Genomic DNA, 259 nt, shown 5'->3' on the forward strand with positions numbered 1-259 from the left:
TGGCTCATCACCGGCTTCGAGCTATGCAGCAAGTCGTCGGCGAGGATCACGGCGAACGGGCTGTCGCCCACCAGTTTCTCGGCGCACAGCACCGCATGGCCCAGACCGAGCGCCTCGGCCTGGCGCACGTAAAAGCAGTCGACGTTGGCCGGTTTGATGCTGCGCACGAGGTCGAGCAGCTTCTGCTTGTTGCGCGCTTCGAGCTCGGCCTCGATTTCATACGATTTATCGAAGTGGTCTTCGATGGCGCGCTTGCTGC

General features: G+C 62.2%; 1 pseudogene. It reads right to left on the minus strand.

The window, feature by feature from the left end:
- A pseudogene (locus tag SB771_RS35425) lies at nucleotides 1-259 on the minus strand (UTP--glucose-1-phosphate uridylyltransferase); the annotation flags it as partial.

It is taken from the genome of Burkholderia sp. SIMBA_051, from assembly GCF_046534915.1.
Taxonomy (GTDB): domain Bacteria; phylum Pseudomonadota; class Gammaproteobacteria; order Burkholderiales; family Burkholderiaceae; genus Burkholderia; species Burkholderia ambifaria.